At 71.2% G+C, this 13396-nt stretch carries 16 protein-coding genes; 8 read left to right on the top strand and 8 right to left on the bottom strand.

All coding sequences use genetic code 11. The features are described 5' to 3' along the window. Positions 1-10 precede the first annotated feature (10 nt). The 5 genes from ACZ3YO_RS04180 to ACZ3YO_RS04160 all read right to left on the bottom strand — a co-directional run bounded on the left by ACZ3YO_RS04180 (position 11) and on the right by ACZ3YO_RS04160 (position 3593). Positions 11-736, bottom strand: a complete 726-nt coding sequence (locus ACZ3YO_RS04180) for an alpha/beta fold hydrolase (protein ID WP_465564579.1) — start codon at positions 734-736, stop codon at positions 11-13. A 61-nt stretch (positions 737-797) separates the two neighbouring features. After that, positions 798-1541 (bottom strand): acetate uptake transporter family protein, encoded by a 744-nt coding sequence (locus tag ACZ3YO_RS04175; RefSeq protein ID WP_465564576.1) that lies wholly within the window; start codon positions 1539-1541, stop codon positions 798-800. A 179-nt stretch (positions 1542-1720) separates the two neighbouring features. Then, positions 1721-2317 (bottom strand): Dps family protein, encoded by a 597-nt coding sequence (locus tag ACZ3YO_RS04170; protein WP_465564573.1) that lies wholly within the window; start codon positions 2315-2317, stop codon positions 1721-1723. Positions 2318-2403: 86 nt separating this feature from the next. After that, entirely contained in the window at positions 2404-2925 is a 522-nt protein-coding gene (locus tag ACZ3YO_RS04165) for a DoxX family protein (RefSeq protein WP_465564571.1), read from the bottom strand. Positions 2926-2930: 5 nt separating this feature from the next. Then, on the bottom strand, positions 2931-3593 hold the full coding sequence (locus tag ACZ3YO_RS04160; protein ID WP_465564568.1) for a hydrolase: 663 nt from the start codon (positions 3591-3593) through the stop codon (positions 2931-2933). A gap of 648 nt (positions 3594-4241) precedes the next feature. Between ACZ3YO_RS04160 and ACZ3YO_RS04155 the strand changes: the two genes are divergently transcribed. The 5 genes from ACZ3YO_RS04155 (at position 4242) to ACZ3YO_RS04135 (ending at position 8468) form a co-directional block, all read left to right on the top strand. Next, a complete protein-coding gene (locus ACZ3YO_RS04155) occupies positions 4242-4820 on the top strand; it encodes a cytochrome P450 (RefSeq protein WP_465564565.1) in 579 nt (192 codons plus the stop codon). 145 nt (positions 4821-4965) lie between these two features. Then, positions 4966-5436: a hypothetical protein gene (locus ACZ3YO_RS04150; RefSeq protein ID WP_465564563.1), complete on the top strand. Its 471-nt coding sequence runs from the start codon at positions 4966-4968 to the stop codon at positions 5434-5436. Between the two features lie 820 nt (positions 5437-6256). After that, the gene (locus tag ACZ3YO_RS04145) at positions 6257-6421 is read left to right on the top strand and encodes a hypothetical protein (protein ID WP_396315295.1); all 165 of its coding nucleotides are present in this window, start codon (positions 6257-6259) and stop codon (positions 6419-6421) included. Positions 6422-6473: 52 nt separating this feature from the next. Next, the gene (locus ACZ3YO_RS04140; protein ID WP_209415308.1) at positions 6474-7709 is read left to right on the top strand and encodes an SPFH domain-containing protein; all 1236 of its coding nucleotides are present in this window, start codon (positions 6474-6476) and stop codon (positions 7707-7709) included. A 321-nt stretch (positions 7710-8030) separates the two neighbouring features. Continuing rightward, complete coding sequence (locus ACZ3YO_RS04135; protein WP_465564559.1) at positions 8031-8468, top strand: hypothetical protein; 438 nt, start codon at positions 8031-8033, stop codon at positions 8466-8468. A 98-nt stretch (positions 8469-8566) separates the two neighbouring features. Here ACZ3YO_RS04135 and ACZ3YO_RS04130 read toward each other — a convergent pair whose 3' ends face one another. Both ACZ3YO_RS04130 and ACZ3YO_RS04125 read right to left on the bottom strand, forming a co-directional pair. Next, positions 8567-8971 carry a hypothetical protein gene (locus tag ACZ3YO_RS04130; RefSeq protein WP_465564557.1) on the bottom strand — a complete coding sequence of 135 codons (405 nt, stop codon included), beginning with the start codon at positions 8969-8971 and terminating at the stop codon, positions 8567-8569. A 233-nt stretch (positions 8972-9204) separates the two neighbouring features. Further along, positions 9205-9432: a hypothetical protein gene (locus tag ACZ3YO_RS04125; RefSeq protein ID WP_465564554.1), complete on the bottom strand. Its 228-nt coding sequence runs from the start codon at positions 9430-9432 to the stop codon at positions 9205-9207. Positions 9433-9935: 503 nt separating this feature from the next. On the opposite strand from ACZ3YO_RS04125, the gene ACZ3YO_RS04120 reads away from it, so the two are divergent. The 3 genes from ACZ3YO_RS04120 (at position 9936) to ACZ3YO_RS04110 (ending at position 12588) form a co-directional block, all read left to right on the top strand. After that, a complete protein-coding gene (locus ACZ3YO_RS04120; RefSeq protein ID WP_030918248.1) occupies positions 9936-10139 on the top strand; it encodes a cold-shock protein in 204 nt (67 codons plus the stop codon). Between the two features lie 367 nt (positions 10140-10506). Then, a complete protein-coding gene (locus tag ACZ3YO_RS04115) occupies positions 10507-12048 on the top strand; it encodes a DEAD/DEAH box helicase (RefSeq protein ID WP_465564552.1) in 1542 nt (513 codons plus the stop codon). A 159-nt stretch (positions 12049-12207) separates the two neighbouring features. After that, positions 12208-12588: a CBS domain-containing protein gene (locus ACZ3YO_RS04110; protein ID WP_396461015.1), complete on the top strand. Its 381-nt coding sequence runs from the start codon at positions 12208-12210 to the stop codon at positions 12586-12588. A 288-nt stretch (positions 12589-12876) separates the two neighbouring features. Here ACZ3YO_RS04110 and ACZ3YO_RS04105 read toward each other — a convergent pair whose 3' ends face one another. Next, on the bottom strand, positions 12877-13158 hold the full coding sequence (locus ACZ3YO_RS04105) for a helix-turn-helix domain-containing protein (protein WP_465565220.1): 282 nt from the start codon (positions 13156-13158) through the stop codon (positions 12877-12879). Positions 13159-13396 lie beyond the last annotated feature (238 nt).

The raw sequence follows: 13396 nt of genomic DNA, 5'->3' as shown, positions 1-13396 counted from the left end.
CCCGGGCGGGTCAGCGGGCGACGGACCGGGCCGCGTCCTGGATCAGCTCCGCCACGGCCTCGGGCCGGGCGAGCATCACCAGGTGCGAGGAGTCGACCTCGACGGTGGTCATGCCGGCTCGTTCGTAACCGTAGCGCTCCACGTCGGGGTTGATGGTCCGGTCGGAGGTGGCGACGAGGCCCCACGACGGCTTGCTCTTCCACGCCGCGACCGGGGCCGCCTCCGAGAAGGCCCGCGCGGCCAGGGGGCGCTGGGAGACGGCGAGCACCGCGGCGAGCCCGGGGTCGACGTCGGCGGCGAAGAGAGCGGGGAACCTCTCGACATCCACCGAGACGTCGGTGCCGGCCTCGGCGGATCCGGCCGCGGGGAACGGCGTGAAGATGAGCGCTTCGGCGAGGCCGGAGTCGGGGAAGCGCCCCTGCAACTCGCCGAGACTCTCGCCCTCCTCCAACGCGTATCCCGCCAGGTAGACAAGCGCCCGGACGTTCTCCTCCACGCCGGCGAGGGTGATGACGGCGCCGCCGTAGGAGTGGCCGACCAGGATCACAGGGCCGTCGACAGCACGTATCACCGAGGCGATGTACGCGGCGTCCTCCACCAGGCTGCGGTTGGGCACCGCGGGAGCCACTGCCTTCAGGCCTGCGGCGGTCAGCGCCGGGATGACGCGAGCGAAGCTGGAGGCGTCGGCGAAAGCGCCGTGGACCAGCACGACGGTGGGTTCGGCGGATCGGGACATGGGGGAACTCCTGTTCAATCGTTGCTACTGTGCGGCCGCGGTGTTCATGGGCGCCGGATGTTCAGAGCGTTCGGCGCACGCCGGCCTGGCGTTCCAGATTGCGGAGCTGGACCGTGAGGCCGCCCTCGACGGCGGCGTGGGCCGGACCACTGCGGCCGATGGGCAGGACCTCTTCGCTGCGCATGTCCTCCAGCATCAGGGCGAAGGCCGTGTACATCGCGACGAGCGCCACCACGAGGCCAAGGGCGCCGGACGTGCGGGTGAGCCATTCGCTGCCGGTGAGACCTGACAGACCGGTGGTCGCCCAGCGGGGCAGGGAGACCAGCAGGACGAGCCACAGGGCGCGCTTGGGCCGTGTCACGGCGGTCATCAGCGCCCCGAAACACAGAAGCGCGAGGTTGAAGACGCCCAGCACGCGCAGACCGTCGGGCGCGCCGCTGAACATGACGAGCCCGTAGGCCAGCCAACTGCCGGCGAAGATGCCCATCAGCGTCGCCGCGATGACGTCCCGGGCGCCGAACGCCAGGATGCTCACCAGGAACTGCAGCGCGAAGGCCGGCAATACGCACAGGGCGACGGCGCTGCGGGCCTCTGTATCGAAGATCCCGAGTTGCATGCACCCCGTCATCACGGATGCGATCGCCACCGTGAAGAAGCCCAGCGGCATGGGTGAGGCGATGGGGCGGAGGTTGATCCGGGTCATCGACCGGAGGTCGGGTTCGAAGCGGCGTTCCGGGGGAGCGTCCGGCCGGCTGTCCTGTCCGCCGTCGGCGCCGCCGGTGGCGGAGGGGGAGGTTGTGCTCATGGTGGGTCTCTCGTTCGGTGCTCGATGCGGGGGTGGGGCAGGCGAACAGGGCCTGCGGAGGCCGGGTGGAGGGAGCCTCGGAAGCCGCGCGCCTCAGAAGCCGTACGTCTCAAGGAGGCGCAGCCGGACCTCGCCGACCGGCCCTCCGCCGACCACGACGACGTCGTACGTGTCCGTCATCAGCCCTGCACCAGAGGGGTGTCCACGAGGTGCTCGGCCAGGAACCACACCTGCGTCTCGCCGGTGCGGATGACCTCGGAGACGAGCAGGTCGGTGCTGCCCTCGTCGCCCTCCGCCGAGATCCGGGCGGCGGCGTCCCGCGCGTCGATCAGGATCCGCTCGTGCGCGTCGAGGAGCCTCGACAGCATGACGGGAACCTTCTCCACGCCGTTCGGCGGCCGGGGAATGGCCGTCAGTTCCGCGACGTGGCGCGGGTCTGCGACCGCGACGCCGCCGAGGCTCTGGATCCGCTCGGCCAGCGCGTCCACGATGGCCAGTTGGGCCTCCGCGTGCTTGTCCAGCATCAGGTGGAGCGAGTAGAAGGTCGCCCCGCGCATGAGCCAGTGGTGCTTCTTGTAGAGGGAGTACAGGATCTGCGTGTCGGCGAGTACGCGGTTCAGCCGCTGGCAGGCGTACATACGGGTGTCGTGGCCGAGGCCGATCGGCAGCTGCTTCAACGTGCCGAACGCCTGGGTCTCGCCACCCTTCTGGTGCAGCAGCGGCTGACCGCCACCGCGCGAGGGTGCGGTGGTGGATGCGGTAGTCGCGGTTTCCATCGGTACTCCTGGTGTGGAAGGTGGGAGGGCCCGGCCGCCCGCGCGGGGGTCGCAGGGCGGCCGGACCCGGTCTGCGCGGCTCGCGCTCAGCGGCCGCCGGAGGCGGCGGCCTGCGGCGGCGCCGGGGCCTGACGGTGCAGTACGAGCCGGGTGAGCAGCCCGCTGCCGAGGCCGGCCACGAACGCGAGGCCGGCCCACCACAGCGGGTACGGGGTGAGGCCGAGGGCCGCGTCGAGGGACCATACGCCGGGTCCGGTCGCGGCCAGGGCGACGGCGGTGCCGATGAGGACGAGCGGGTACTCGTACCCGTCGTTCTGCACCCACAGGCCGTGGCGCCACTTCACGGTGAGGGCGACCGTCATCACCCCGACGGCCCCGGTCGCGGCGAGCGGGGTCAGGAGGCCGGCGGCGAGCAGCAGACCCGATCCGATCTGGCCACCGCCCGCCGCCAGGGCGGTGAGGGCTCCGCCGCGGAAGCCGTCGGCACGGAACTCCTCGGTGCCGCCCTCAAGCCCCCTGCCGCCCAGGTGCGTGCTGATCTTCTGCACGCCGTGGCCAGCGACGAGCAGGCCCACCAGCAGACGCAGGATCAGAATGCCGGTGTCCACGGAGATCAGCCGGCCGCGTGCGCGCCGATGACGCTCTGGGCGTACACGACACCCAGGCCGTAGGCGCCCGCGTGGGCCTTGACGATCTCCATGACCGCGCCGTAGGTCTCCTGACGCGCCCAGTCGCGCTGCAGCTCGAGGAGCACCTGCACCCAGGTCACCGGCACCGCGCCGGCGGCGATCATCCGCTGGAGCGCGTGCTCGTGGGCGGCCGGGCTGACGCCGCCGGAGGCGTCCGAGACGACGTACACCTCATACCCCTGCTCCAGCGCGGACAGCGCGGGCAGCACCAGGCAGACCTCGGTCCACAGACCGGCGAGGATGATCTTCTTGCGTCCGGTGGCCTTGACCGCCGCCACGAGGGCCTCGTCCTCCCAGGCGTTCATGGTCGTGCGGTCGATGACCTCGTGCTCGGGGAACACCTCGGCGAGCTGCGGCAGCAGAGGCCCGGAGAAGGACTCGGCGGCCACCGTGGTCAGGACGGCCGGAACCTCGAAAGCCCGAGCCGCCTTGGCGAGCCCCACGGTGCTGTTGATGATCGCGGCACGGTCACCGCTGCCGGTGCCGAAGAACATCTGCGGCTGGTGGTCCACGAAGAGCATGACTGCGTTGTCGGGCGTGAGGAGGTCCGAGCTCGGGGCAGCCTGAACCTTGGTGATGTCGAACATGAGGGATCCCTTCGGAGCAGTCGGTAGAGCGCCCACCGCATTCGCGGTTTCGGCACACCCCGAAACTACGGTCGGATCGATTGGCCGGGTTTCCCGCTTGCGCCCAGGAGTTGGCACGCCAGCGCACTACCTGTCAGGCGCGTGGCGCAGGGGGCGACGACTCGATCGATGGTGGCGCGGCGCCGGTGAGCCCTCGATGGCCTTCTGTTGGGCGCGAGCGGTCGCTGATCTGCCTCGGGCCTACGGGGCAGCCGGTGGACATCGACGGGGAATCAGGTCTTCATCGACGCAGTCCTCTTGGAAGCCGTTGTCTTTCCGAGAGTGACAACGCATCGCGGACCACTGCCCATTCGGCATCCGTCATGTCCGAGGGATACTTCGGCCGCCTATGCGGGCGGTCCCCGGCGCTACCGAACCGGTGAGCGAGGCGATCACACCCACGAGCAGCCGAGTTGGGACCGGCAGGTGCGAGGGCGTACACCAGCGGCAACAGGGCCTCCCTGGTGCTTCTCCGGCTTCAACACCCAGGTGCTGCACTGGAGGCCCTGTCTTCATGCACGGCAGGCCACAAGATCACTCGACCGAGCCTCCGCAATCGAACAAGATCGGCACGACAGCGGCTTCCAGCGTTGGAGTATTAATCCGCTGGTGGGCGGCGAAGCCCGTCCGGAACACTGGCACCCGCAGGCCCGCGCCGAAGCGCTGGCGGCCGGCCCCGAGGGCTCGCCCGAACGGCAGGAGGCGGTGCAGGCACTGGTGAGCGAAACCCTCAGGCTCTACCCGTCCGCCTGGATCCTCCCCCGGCACGCCACCGAGGACGACACCCTGGCCGGCTACCGGATCGGGGCCGGCGACGACCTGCTGGTCTGCCCCTACCTGACCCATCGCGACCCCGAACTCTGGCCGGAGCCCGAGCACTTCGACCCGTCCCGGTTCACCATCCCCGGCGCCCGGCCGGCCCACCTCGCCGCCTACTACCCGTTCGGCGTCGGCGCCCGCGCCTGCTTGGGCACCCGGTTCGCGCTCCGCGAGTCGACCGCGCTCCTCGAACTCCTCCTCCCCGCCCACACCCCCCGCTTCCGCACCACCTTGGCCGGTACCGCCTACAGCATCACCGTCCGCCCCGACGGGCCCGCCCCGGCCGCCCTTCCCCCACCAGGTGGGACGGCCGGTCCAGTCGCCCACGGGCAGGTCCAGGACGTCCTTCACCACTCGCGGGCGAATTAAACATCCGGATTCCACGTACCAAGTCCACACCAACCGGACTCACTCCATTCAGATGAGCGACGTCTTGACTACAGAGAGATAGTGAAATATCACATAACAGTGCTGCTGGACGGACCAGGAGCTCTGCACACAGGAGAAGCACCTCATGACTCGCAAGATGCTGACGACGGCCGCCGCTACGGGTGCCCTGGCACTCGCTCTCGCCGGCGCGACCCCGGCCGTCGCTGCCGGTACCGCCGCCACCACCACCACCGAGACCGCCACGGAGGTCTGCGACGCCTCCGGCCTGCAGTCCGGCCTCTGGACCAAGCTCTGCTACACGGTCACCGAGGACGGCGTCCAGTTCACCGGCCGGATCGGCCTGGCCGGCCCGCCGAGCCCCGGCGGCCCGCCCCTGCGGACGAAGCTGGTCGATGCGGTCCTGACCACCGACATCGAGGGCGGCGAATCGCTCGGCACCGTGCAGCAGTCCCTGCTCTTCCGGGCCACCACGCTGGAGATCGCCGGCTACGGCGGCACCGTCCCGTGCGGCTCGACCGTGACCGCGACCTTCTCCGTCTCCGCAGACGGCTGGTACACCGACCCGATCAGCACCAGTGTGGTGGTGCCCTGCTGATGCCCAGAGCGACCCGGGCCCGAAGACGGCCGGACAGACCCCGGCCGCCGGTCCCGCATCAGCCCCGAGCCCGTCCCGCAGGACCCGGCCACGGTGTGATCAGCGGGTGGCGCGGCAGGAGCCGCGCCACCCGCCTCCGGGCGGGCCCCCGCGCGAACGGCGACCGCCGGTCTCCGGGGGACCGGCGCCGTCGGACCGCGCCCGCTCCGCGTCAGGCGCCGGAGCCGCTTGCGCCGGACTCGATGCGCGCGGTGAGCCCGTCCAGCAGGGTCGTCCTGTGGTGGGACTGAGTCCGGCGCCGGAACACGACGAGGGTTCAGCTTCTGCGGATCGACCTCACTGGCTTCGGTGCGGCTTGGACTCTCGTTCGATCGGCAGGCCTTGTGATTGGTATGACAACGGCTTCTTACCTTGGCGTTTATCCTCGCCGGGCTTGATGTTCCTTGATCGTCTCGGCGCGTTTGACCGTCTTGCCGACGTCGTGGCGCCTGGCCCGGTGCTTGTTCTTCGATCCGGGAGGCCGTCCCGGACCCGGTCGGGAAGGTTTCGGCGCTGCCGCCGGAAACGGGTACCCGAGAAACGCCTCCCTCCTGCGGCCGGAGTACCGTGGGTGGGGTCGGGGCGGTCGCGCCGCGCGCGCTGCTCGCAGGCATTCTGCCGAAGGACTCGACCGGGGGCCCGGTGCCTCCAGGAGGGGTGCCGCCCGTGGCCGTTCGTGTTCCGGCCGCCCACTGCGCCGTCGTGTCTCACGGCACGAGGTGTCATGTACGTGGCCGATGACTCCCAGCAGAGCCCGGTCGGAGCCGTCGGGAGGGTTACGGTGCCGATCCCGACGGACGGGCCGGGCGAGGTGCTGGTCGGCTTGCGCGGCGGGTCGGAGGTGTTCGCGGCTTGGTCCGCAGGGCCGGTCGCGGTCAACACCCGGGTGGTCGTGATCGACACGATCTCCGCCCGGTCGGTGCTCGTCGAGCCGTTGCCGCCCTGAGTCCGGCGGCCCCGCGGCCCTCGTCGAGCTGTTGCAGGTCAGGTGGTTCGTCATGTTGTTCTGGCACGTGCCCGCGCCCAACGAGGCCATGCTCATCTCCGGTTCCAAGCGGCAGTCGCAGGACACCCAGTTCCGGATCGTCACGGGCCACGGGAGCTTCGTCGTTCCCGTCAAGCAGAAGGCCCGCATGCTGTCCCTGGCCCTGCAGGAGGCGGAGATCGCCGAGGACTGCGTCACCCAGCAGGGCATCCGGCTCACCGTCCGCGCGGTCTGTGTCTTCAAGGTCGGCGACGACGCCGTGTCGATCGCCAACGCGGCCCGGCGCTTCCTGTCCGAGCAGAACCAGATGCAGGAACTGGTCGGACGGATATTCGCAGGCCACCTGCGCTCCATCATCGGTGGGCTGACCGTGGAGCAGATCATCAGGGAACGCAGCCGGGTCGCCCAGGAAGTCATGGCGGGCAGTCACGGCGAGATGGAGAAGCTCGGCATCGTGGTGGACGCCCTGCAGATCCAGGAGATCGAGGACGCCACCGGCTACATCAACAACCTCGCCGCGCCGCACGCGGCGGCGGTGGCCAGTCAGGCCCGGATCGCCCAGGCCAAGGCCGACCAGGAGGCGAGCGAACGGGAGCAGCAGGCCGCCGCGCTCAAGGCCGAGTACGAGCGGGACACCGCGATCAAGCGGGCCGGCTTCCTCGCGGAGACCGAGCAGTCCAGGGCGCGCGCCGCCCAGGCCGGGCCGCTCGCCGAGGCACGGGCCACCCAGGAGGTCACCGAGGAACAGACCGCCCTCGCGCAGCGCAATGCGGCGCTCACGGCGCAGCGGCTGGAGGCGGAGGTGCGGCGCCCCGCCGACGCCGAGGCCTACCGGAAGCGGACGCTGGCCGAGGCGGACCGCGACCGGGTGAAGTTCGAGGCCGACGCCGGCGCCTACACCGAACGGACCCTGGCCCAGGCCCAGGCGGACGCCAACGCCGCCCGCGCGGCGTCACTGCGGGACGGCAACCAGGAGCTGATCGCGGCCAACAGGATCGTGGAGGCCCTCCCCGCACTCGCCGACGCGGCGGCCCGGGGCATGGCGGGCGCCGATCTGACCGTCCTGAACGGCACCGACGGGGTGAACCAGATCGCGGCCGGCATCGCCAGCCAGGGGCTGGCCATCCTACGGTCCCTCCAGCACTCCGCGGCGCCCACAGCGACTTCGACGGCTTCGACGACCGGCGCATCGGTCGCAGACCCGAACGTCAACGGCCGCCCCACGCCCCGCCTCCCCGACCGGAGCTGACCCGGACACTCCGCCGAGAGAGTCGTCGAGGACAGCTCGCAGTGAGCCGGCCAGGCTGGGCACGGTCAGCGCGGCCGCCCCCGCCCGCCCCGATGACGGTCTGTTCGTCGACGCGGTGAGGAGGTCCACGATGAGGCGCCCGAGCATGCGTGTGGATATAGGCCGGGCGACGCCGGGCGTCCGGCTTTCGCGCGGCGGGCAGAACGGGGGCGCCACCGAGCGGTGGCGCCCCCGTTCGCCTGCGGTCGGGACACAGACCGAAGCAGTGACGGTGGGCCCGGGCGGGAAGCCGGCTGCGTCGTCCATGATGATGCCGGCCTGGTGGACCTGCGGGACGATCACCCCGGCCTGCGCGGGGGCGGACAGGAGGAGCGCGGCGCCGAGCTGCTGCTGCGCGCGGCCGCTCTGGCGTACTACGCCCACGATCTTGACCGGATAAGGCAGTTGGCCGAGGCGGCACTGCGGCAGGGCTTCGACCCGCGGGCCGCACTGCTGCTCGGCACCGCCCTGGGCGAGCTCGGCCGCGCCGACGAGGCGGTGGCCGTACTGGCCCCGGCCATGGATGAGGTGGCCGACACCGACCTGGAAGCCACCGCGATGGTCCTCGCATGGAACTGCTTCTACGGCTCGCAGGGGCTTGCCGCGGCTCAGGAATGGCTGGCCCGGGCAGCGGCCAAGGGAGGCCCCGGGCTCCGCTGTTCGCTGGGCGCGCACGATAGTGACGCGTGCCGATGCTGGCCTGGCAGGATCGGCTCGTGATGAAAACCTCGGTGACTATGCGCCGCTTCCCGGGCCTCACACGCCTGGGGCAGCGGCCATAGCGGCAACGGGCCTGTCGTCAGCTGCTAGGCCGGGGGCTACACGGAGGCGACCTGACGTGCCGACCGGCTGCGCCGCGGTGCGGGACAGGTGGGAGCGGCCGGGAGGGTCGGGGCAGTGCCCGGATCGTGTGGGCCGGCGGTGACGAGCAGGTCGTCGCCCTGGGCGGTGACGGTGAAGCCCGCATCGCCGAGGACCTCCGACAGGGCCAGCATGAGCGCGGTCCGGATGCCGCGGAACTCGGTGCGCCCGGCGGCGTCGTCGGGATGCGGGCAGGCGTGGAGGGTGGGTCCGATCAGGTCCTCACCCGGCCGCCATCCCAGTACGAGGCCGGTCCTCGGACGCAGTCGGACGGAGAGTCCGGCTGCCTGCGGCGGTGCCGGCTCGAACCCTCGGCGGGAGAGCACTTCGCAGACGGACTCAAACAGATGTCTGTCATCCACGCGCGGAGTTTATCGCCCTGCCCACCCCGCGGTCGGCCATCGGTGACGAGCCTGTCACGTACTGTTCAAGTTTGTCGCCGGTGCGGCCCGGGACGGGATCGGGGGTGCCTGTTCGACCTGGTTGGGTGCGCGCTCCTGGACGGCGGACCGGCGCGATGATCCAGGGGCGCGCGGCGGTGTCACCGCGGCATGCGCGGTGCGGCGCGCTCGGCCGAGAACGCGTGAGTCCTGGGTCAGAGTTTGAACATCGTGGCGTAGGGCTGGGTGATGCGTTCCCGCCGCGATCCGAAGTCGACGAGTACCGCGATGTCGCTGTCGCCTTCCACGCCGATGGCCCGGCCGAGGCCGTACTGGTCGTGAGTGACGCGGTCGCCGACGGCGAAGTGCTTGCGCGGTGCTTCGATCCGGGCCTTGAAGGGGCTGGTGGGCAGGACGCGGCGGACTGCTGCAGATTTCGTCATCCCCTGCAGTATGCGCCGGAAATCGCGAGAGCGGGTCCTTCCGGCGCATTCATTTTCGGGGTTCGACAGGAAGGCCCGTGCGCTGTCCAGCGGGCCCCCGGATGGCGTCGGCGGGCGTGGCGCCTTGCTCTTCGCGGTCAGGGCAGGCGCTCCGCGCCCGCGTCGGCCGCCCTCCCCTCCCTGGCGTCCGCGGCGCCGCCAGGGCGGGATGCATGCTCAACGAAGCTGCTCTCCATGTGTGTTGATGGTCCCGACGCCTCGCGATCGGCGGCCCCGGGGAAGGGGCCTCGCGGAACCGGGAGTGAAATATCCGCCCGTGGCGGGCTGGGGCCTGCTAGAGTCGTTTTAGTTGCAGTAGTGGTTCCCATGAACTTTGTGTGCGCCTGCTGATGTATCGCAGGCGCCTTTTTGTTTCCCGGCTCTTCCCCGGGTGGGTGCTCATCGCGGCGACTCGAAACGCGCGCTGTGCGGGTTTCGGACAGCCCCTTGAAGGAGATTTCTTTATGGCTAATGGCACTGTGAAGTGGTTCAACGCGGAAAAGGGCTTCGGCTTCATCGAGCAGGAGGGTGGCGGTCCTGACGTGTTCGCCCACTACTCGAACATCAACGCCAACGGCTTCCGCGAGCTGCTCGAGGGCCAGAAGGTCGAGTTCGACGTCACGCAGGGTCAGAAGGGCCCGCAGGCCGAGAACATTCGTCCGCTGTAGTTTCTGCCACGGCACCCGCCTGGTAGCGAGGGGCCCGCACCGCGTACATGATGCCCGGTGCGGGCCCCTCGGTATTTCTCCACCACGCGTTCCGCGGCCGTTCAGGCCCCCTGGCTCCGCCACCGGCGGCCATCCCCACGCGAGACGCCCAGCGCCGCGTCCGGATCGGCGCCCTGCCGTGACATCCCACGGTTCGAGGATCTTCGCTCCCGCCCTCCGCGGTGAGCGTCGAGCTGAGGTGACGTGCCGCACGGTTTCACCGTCCACGCCCCGCTCCCCATACTTTCGGCCCGTTCCCTGGCGATCTCCTGCCGGCGCCCCGCGCTGCGGAGTCGCCTCGCGACGTGCCGTCCCAGGAAGGTTTCGCATGAACCGCTCCAGTCGCTCCCCGTACCAGAACACCAACTCCCGCTCCTCGGCCTCCGCCCGCTCCTACGGATCCCGCTCCGGCGGCAGCTCCTTCTACGGCGACCGGCCCGCCGGCGGCCGGAGCTCCCGTCAGGGCTCGTCCGCTCAGGGCGAGTTCGCGATGCCGGTGAGCACCACCGCGGCGCTGCCGGCCGTCGAGGCGTTCGGCGAGCTGGACATGCCGAAGGCGCTGCTGTCGGTGCTGACCCGCCAGGGCGTCACCACGCCGTTCCCGATCCAGGCCGCCACGCTGCCGAACTCGCTGGCCGGCCGTGACGTCCTCGGACGTGGCCGTACCGGCTCCGGCAAGACCATCGCGTTCGGTCTCGCCGTGCTGGCCAGGACCGCCGGGCAGAAGGCCGAGCCGCGCCGGCCGCTGGCCCTGGTGCTGGTTCCCACCCGTGAGCTCGCGCAGCAGGTCACCGATGCCCTCACCCCGTTCGCCCACGCGGTTCGGCTGCGGATGGCGACGGTGGTGGGCGGAATGTCGATCGGCCGCCAGGCGCAGGCGCTGAACCGGGGTGCGGAGGTCGTGGTGGCCACCCCCGGCCGGCTCAAGGACCTGATCCAGCGGGGCGACTGCCAGCTGGACGGGGTCGGCATCACGGTGCTCGACGAGGCCGACCAGATGGCCGACATGGGCTTCCTGCCGCAGGTCACCGAACTCCTCGCCCAGGTCGCCGAGGGCTGCCAGACGATGCTGTTCTCCGCGACCCTGGACCGCAACGTCGACCGCCTGGTGCGGCGCTTCCTGAAGGATCCGGTCACGCACTCGGTTGACCCGTCGGCGGGTGCGGTCAGCACCATGGAGCACCACGTGCTGCACGTGCAGAACTTCGACAAGAACGCCACGATCGCCCACATCGCCTCCCGTGACGGCGGAGTGATCATGTTCATCGACACCAAGCACGGCGCGGACCGCCTGGTGGAGGACCTCCTCGCGAACGGGGTGAAGGCCGCGGCCCTGCACGGCGGCAAGTCCCAGCCGCAGCGCACCCGCACCCTGGAGCAGTTCCGCACCGGCCAGGTCACCGCGCTGATCGCGACCAACGTCGCCGCACGCGGCATCCACGTCGACGGGCTCGACCTGGTCGTCAACCTGGACCCGCCGGGCGACCACAAGGACTACCTGCACCGCGGCGGGCGCACCGCCCGCGCGGGGGAGTCCGGCACCGTCGTCACGCTGGTGCTGCCCAACCAGCGCCGCGAGATGGCCCGCATGATGACCACGGCCGCCATCACCCCCGTCACCACCCGGGTCAGCGCCGGCGACGAGGAACTGGCCCGCATCACCGGCGCCCGCGTGCCCACCGGCATCCCCACCGTGATCGCGGCCCCCGTCGTCGAACGCCCCCGCCGCAGCGCGTCCACGAGCCGCGGCCGCCGCAGCCGCCCCGCCTACGCGGGAGCCGACGCCCGCGCAACCGCCACGGGCCGCGACAACCAGGGCTCCTCCGGCCGCCGGCGCCGGGCACCCCGCCGCGTCGCCCTCGCCGCCTAGCGCGTACGTGGGGGCCCCGACTGCCGCCGCAGTCCCGGGCCCCACCGCCCACCAAGCGCAGAGCAGTCTCGGCCCGATCCGGCGCACCAGCCGGCCGTTCCACCGCCAGTGCCCTGACTACCGCCGGTCCCGGCGGTGGATACGCGAAGGAGTCTGCCCATGACCATCACCCTCGAACGCCCCGCGACCACCGCCACGGTCGGCGACCTCATGAATTGCCCGGAGCTGCAGATCAGCGACGACGTCATGGTCGACATGGCGATGGACATCCTGCAGAGCTCCGGTGCCGACCACCTCCTGGTTCGCGACGACGACGGCCGCTGCGCGGGGTTGCTGACCCGCCTGCACCTGGCGCCATTCCAGACCCGCTCCCGGTCCACCGAGCGCACCCCGGTGCGCGACATCGTCCTCGACCGGGCCCCGTTCGCCACCGCCGACATGCCCGCCGCCACTGCGGCCGCCGCCATGCGTTCCCGCGGCCTGGCCGTGTGGCCGGTGGTGGACCACGACGGCCACGCCATCGGCCTGCTCAGCTTCTAGGCCCGGCGCGTGGCGCCGACGCGCCGGCCGGCCATCGCGGTATCCGCCCGCAGCGCGCTTCGCCCCTACCAGCGGATGCGCCGGGCCGGTGCGGCCTCACACGAACCTGGAATCCCCCTGCGCGGAAGCGGTCTGCGTGGTCCGCGCCGTGAGGCAGGGTGTCGGGCGGCCGGGCCGGTGGAGAAGGGTCGGCCGGCGAACCGGAACCGAGGGGCTAGAGTCCCGGGCGGCCTGCGGTGAGCACCTGCTGCTCACCGCGGGCCGGTTTCGTCGGCCTGGATGGCTGGGTCAGGTGTCGGCGGAGGGTTCCTGGCCGTATTGGGAGCGGCGGAGCTGCTCGTTGATGCGCAGGGCTTCCTCGAGTTGGTCTTCGAGGATGATGATGCGGCAGGCGGCGTCGATGGCGGTGCCCTGGTCGACGAGGTCGCGGGCGCGCATCGCGATCCGAAGCTGGTAACGGGAGTAGCGGCGGTGACCGCCGTCGGAGCGCAGGGGGGTGATGAGGCCCTGCTCGCCGAGCGAGCGCAGGAAGCCGGGGGTGGTGCCGGTCATCTCGGCGGCGCGGCCCATGGTGTAGGCGGGGTAGTCGTCATCGTCGAACGAGCTGACGGCGTCGGGGGTGTGGGGTCGGATGGTTGCCGTGGTCACTGCACCTCTTCTTGTTGTTGTGTCCGGGGACGCGCTGAGGGGCCCCGGGGCCGTTGCGGCTCCCGGGGCCCCGAAGGGTTTTACACCATCTGTCGGCCTGTGGCCGACTTCCTCATGTCCGCCTCGCCCCGGGGGAGGGGGCGTGCGGGGATCGCGTATG

This window comes from Kitasatospora sp. NPDC022785 (assembly GCF_055561295.1).
This window is presented reverse-complemented; position numbering and strand designations above follow the sequence as displayed.

Excerpts from the sequence above, each read along its gene's own strand:
- ACZ3YO_RS04180 (WP_465564579.1), bottom strand. The coding sequence starts at position 736 with ATGTCCCGATCCGCCGAACCCACCGTCGTGCTGGTCCACGGCGCTTTC.
- ACZ3YO_RS04175 (WP_465564576.1), bottom strand. The coding sequence starts at position 1,541 with ATGAGCACAACCTCCCCCTCCGCCACCGGCGGCGCCGACGGCGGACAG.
- ACZ3YO_RS04170 (WP_465564573.1), bottom strand. The coding sequence starts at position 2,317 with ATGGAAACCGCGACTACCGCATCCACCACCGCACCCTCGCGCGGTGGC.
- ACZ3YO_RS04160 (WP_465564568.1), bottom strand. The coding sequence starts at position 3,593 with ATGTTCGACATCACCAAGGTTCAGGCTGCCCCGAGCTCGGACCTCCTC.
- ACZ3YO_RS04150 (WP_465564563.1), top strand. The coding sequence starts at position 4,966 with ATGACTCGCAAGATGCTGACGACGGCCGCCGCTACGGGTGCCCTGGCA.
- ACZ3YO_RS04140 (WP_209415308.1), top strand. The coding sequence starts at position 6,474 with ATGTTGTTCTGGCACGTGCCCGCGCCCAACGAGGCCATGCTCATCTCC.
- ACZ3YO_RS04125 (WP_465564554.1), bottom strand. The coding sequence starts at position 9,432 with ATGACGAAATCTGCAGCAGTCCGCCGCGTCCTGCCCACCAGCCCCTTC.
- ACZ3YO_RS04120 (WP_030918248.1), top strand. The coding sequence starts at position 9,936 with ATGGCTAATGGCACTGTGAAGTGGTTCAACGCGGAAAAGGGCTTCGGC.
- ACZ3YO_RS04115 (WP_465564552.1), top strand. The coding sequence starts at position 10,507 with ATGAACCGCTCCAGTCGCTCCCCGTACCAGAACACCAACTCCCGCTCC.
- ACZ3YO_RS04110 (WP_396461015.1), top strand. The coding sequence starts at position 12,208 with ATGACCATCACCCTCGAACGCCCCGCGACCACCGCCACGGTCGGCGAC.
- ACZ3YO_RS04105 (WP_465565220.1), bottom strand. The coding sequence starts at position 13,158 with ATGGGCCGCGCCGCCGAGATGACCGGCACCACCCCCGGCTTCCTGCGC.